Origin of the sequence: Anaerovorax odorimutans (assembly GCF_024459955.1) — a bacterium.
GTDB lineage: Bacteria > Bacillota > Clostridia > Peptostreptococcales > Anaerovoracaceae > Hominibacterium > Hominibacterium odorimutans_A.
In genome coordinates this window covers 1-2,496 of the sequence record NZ_JANFXK010000049.1, presented here as the reverse complement: position 1 = coordinate 2,496, position 2,496 = coordinate 1, and the positions used below count along the sequence as shown (strand labels likewise).

The window sequence follows — 2,496 nt, the reverse complement described above, 5'->3', positions numbered from 1 at the left end:
CGAGCTGATGCGGAGCCTGAAAGCAAGAATCGAACGAATTAAGAAGCGTTAGGAGAAGGAGGAGAAGGAGGAGAAAAGATGAAGAAACAAGAACTCGAAATCTTGAAAGCGGCGCACGAATTAGAACAATACTGTAATGACCAGCAATATATAGGTAATTGTGATGGTGGGTGTATTTTTAATGTGGACAGGCTTGGTCATGACATATGTACAGCATACGAACCACACACATGGGATTTACCTGATATGCCAAGTGTGGCACCGGATCCGGTCCACCACCCGGAGCACTATACGGATGGCGGGATTGAAACGATTGACTATATGCGGGCGAAGCTGACGCCAGAGGAATTTGTGGGGTATTTGCGGGGAAACGCAATGAAATACTTATCCCGAGCAGGGAAAAAAGGAGATGTGGTGGAGGATTTAAAAAAATGCGAATGGTATCTGAATCGACTAATCAAGGAATTGGAGGAAGCGGAATGAAAAAGAAAATCGTATTAATGGCTTTAGTTTTAGTAATGGCAGTTGCTGGGACAATCGTATTTGTGGGTTGCACAGAAGCAAGCCAGGTTAGTTATAACGTGTCCCAGGAGGCAGACAATTTTAACGTACTAAGGAGATTTGCAGTAATTAACACCCGAACGGACAAAGTGGAATTTGAACTGATCGGAGCCTTCTCGCTGGAAGATGAAAGCGGAAATGAAGTAAGCAAGAAGGTATATGTTACCTGTGAAATGGAGGACGGAAGCTATAAAAAGCATATCATTGGGTTAAATAAAGACACGTTCTACGTTGTGGAAGATTTAGGTGGAGCGAAGGTCAATAAATACAAATATCAGGTCAACTATATACCAGAATCTATAGTGCCAATTACAATCGTACAACACGACTAAAAGACGTCAAAACCGTGGAATTTTTAGAGAGGAGGACTAGCATGGCGAACGCAAGACGGGGGAAAATCAGTAAGAAGATGCGAGAAAAATTGGATCTGCTGTGCGGTCATAATGACTGTAAATATGCTGCCACGCTCTCAGGCGGCATGTGTGATTATTTAGGCATGGTCGGCGAGTTGCGGGGATGCCCTCCGACAAAAGACTGCGACAAGTATGAGAGTGTTAAGGGGAGAGGCAAATGACCAAAGACCGATTAAAACAGCTGCGGGCGCTGATGAAAGAGGCGGAGCATCTTGAAGAACAGATTAGGGACCTTCCATTCAAGGCGGGTCCCTATGTTGCGGATTCGGCGAAAGATTACCGCACCGGGTTTCCACGGACGATCACGATCCGAGGGTACTCCGCCGAAGGGTACTACAGACTCAAGCGCAGACTGCAGGAAAAGCTGCGGCAGATTCAGGATGAAATCGCGGAGTTGGAATTGTGGCTGGACGGTGTGGAAGATTCTCAGCTGCGGGATATCCTGCGGCTGATCTATGTCAATGGACTCACGCAGGAGCAGGTGGCGGAAGAGTTGGGGATAAGTACAAGAACAGTGCAGCGAAAAATTGAAAAGATTTTTTAGTGATGTCGTGGTATGTCGTATTTCACCTGTGGTAATATGGTATCAAGTCAAAATGGAATTTCACAAATATCCAAGAAAGAAATTGACCTCCTCTTAACATAATAAAACGGCAAAGACTCCTCCGGTGTGGGGAGTTTTTGTTTTAGGATAAGTGTGGTAGAATGCTTTTTAGAAGAGGAGGATTAAAAAATGACGAAAGATGAGTTTAACACAAAGATTTGGCAGTTTTATTTGCAGTTAGAAGATGACTTTTATAGTACGTTAAGGTATGTTGAGTTTTCAAATGATAATTTTTCAACGTATTCAAAAGAATATACTAAGCAGTTGTTATCAATAGGATCTGAGGTTGATATAGTCTGTAAAGCACTTTGCGAACGCGTTAATGCTGATGCACAAAGAAAAAATATTACAGATTATGCTAAAATTTTATGCGGATATAATGGTCTAACTGATGCAAAAGTAAGCGTTAATTTAACGAAAGAGGAATTTATACCATTTGCTGGGTGGTCAGAAGCTGATAGTCCATTTTGGTGGAAAGCCTACAATGAGATAAAACATGGCAGATTGGATGATGATAACCATAAAAAAGGTAGCCTAAAAAATGTATATACAACATTAGCAGGTCTTTTCGTTTTGAATAGATATTTATGTAAAGATATTTGTAGAGGAAAAACAATGCAGGAACCAGAGGAATGCTCAAAACTATTTAAGATGGTTGGATGGCCCATTCGTAAGAGCCTAGGCAGCGGCTTTATGCAGGCTGTAAGCGGTAATGGTAATTTGAGTCTGATACATGAATAAAATTAAAATGTTTTTTAGAATTACAACACCACAGAGACAAGTCCCGTGCCTGTCTCTTTTATTATGCAAAAGAAAAACTCCCAGACCACAGGCTCCAATTGCCAGGGTGGGGAGTTTATCTTTTGTCTATAGACAGGTTTAGTATAACGGAAGCTGGATGATAAATCAAGGAAAGGA

5 protein-coding genes are annotated in these 2,496 nt (G+C 41.9%); all 5 read left to right on the top strand.

Going from position 1 to position 2,496, the window contains the following annotated elements:
* The first annotated feature begins 78 nt into the window (after positions 1 to 78).
* The 5 genes from NE619_RS17680 (at position 79) to NE619_RS17660 (ending at position 2,319) form a co-directional block, all read left to right on the top strand.
* A complete protein-coding gene (locus tag NE619_RS17680) occupies positions 79 to 483 on the top strand; it encodes a DUF3310 domain-containing protein (protein ID WP_256133812.1) in 405 nt (134 codons plus the stop codon).
* Positions 480 to 893: a hypothetical protein gene (locus NE619_RS17675; protein WP_256133811.1), complete on the top strand. Its 414-nt coding sequence runs from the start codon at positions 480 to 482 to the stop codon at positions 891 to 893. The genes NE619_RS17680 and NE619_RS17675 overlap by 4 nt, the downstream gene beginning before the upstream one ends.
* Positions 894 to 934: 41 nt before the next feature.
* Positions 935 to 1,135: a hypothetical protein gene (locus NE619_RS17670; RefSeq protein ID WP_256133810.1), complete on the top strand. Its 201-nt coding sequence runs from the start codon at positions 935 to 937 to the stop codon at positions 1,133 to 1,135.
* Positions 1,132 to 1,518: a sigma factor-like helix-turn-helix DNA-binding protein gene (locus NE619_RS17665; protein WP_256133809.1), complete on the top strand. Its 387-nt coding sequence runs from the start codon at positions 1,132 to 1,134 to the stop codon at positions 1,516 to 1,518. Before NE619_RS17670 ends, NE619_RS17665 begins: the two co-directional genes overlap by 4 nt.
* 189 nt (positions 1,519 to 1,707) lie before the next feature.
* On the top strand, positions 1,708 to 2,319 hold the full coding sequence (locus NE619_RS17660; protein WP_256133808.1) for a hypothetical protein: 612 nt from the start codon (positions 1,708 to 1,710) through the stop codon (positions 2,317 to 2,319).
* Positions 2,320 to 2,496: the final 177 nt, after the last annotated feature.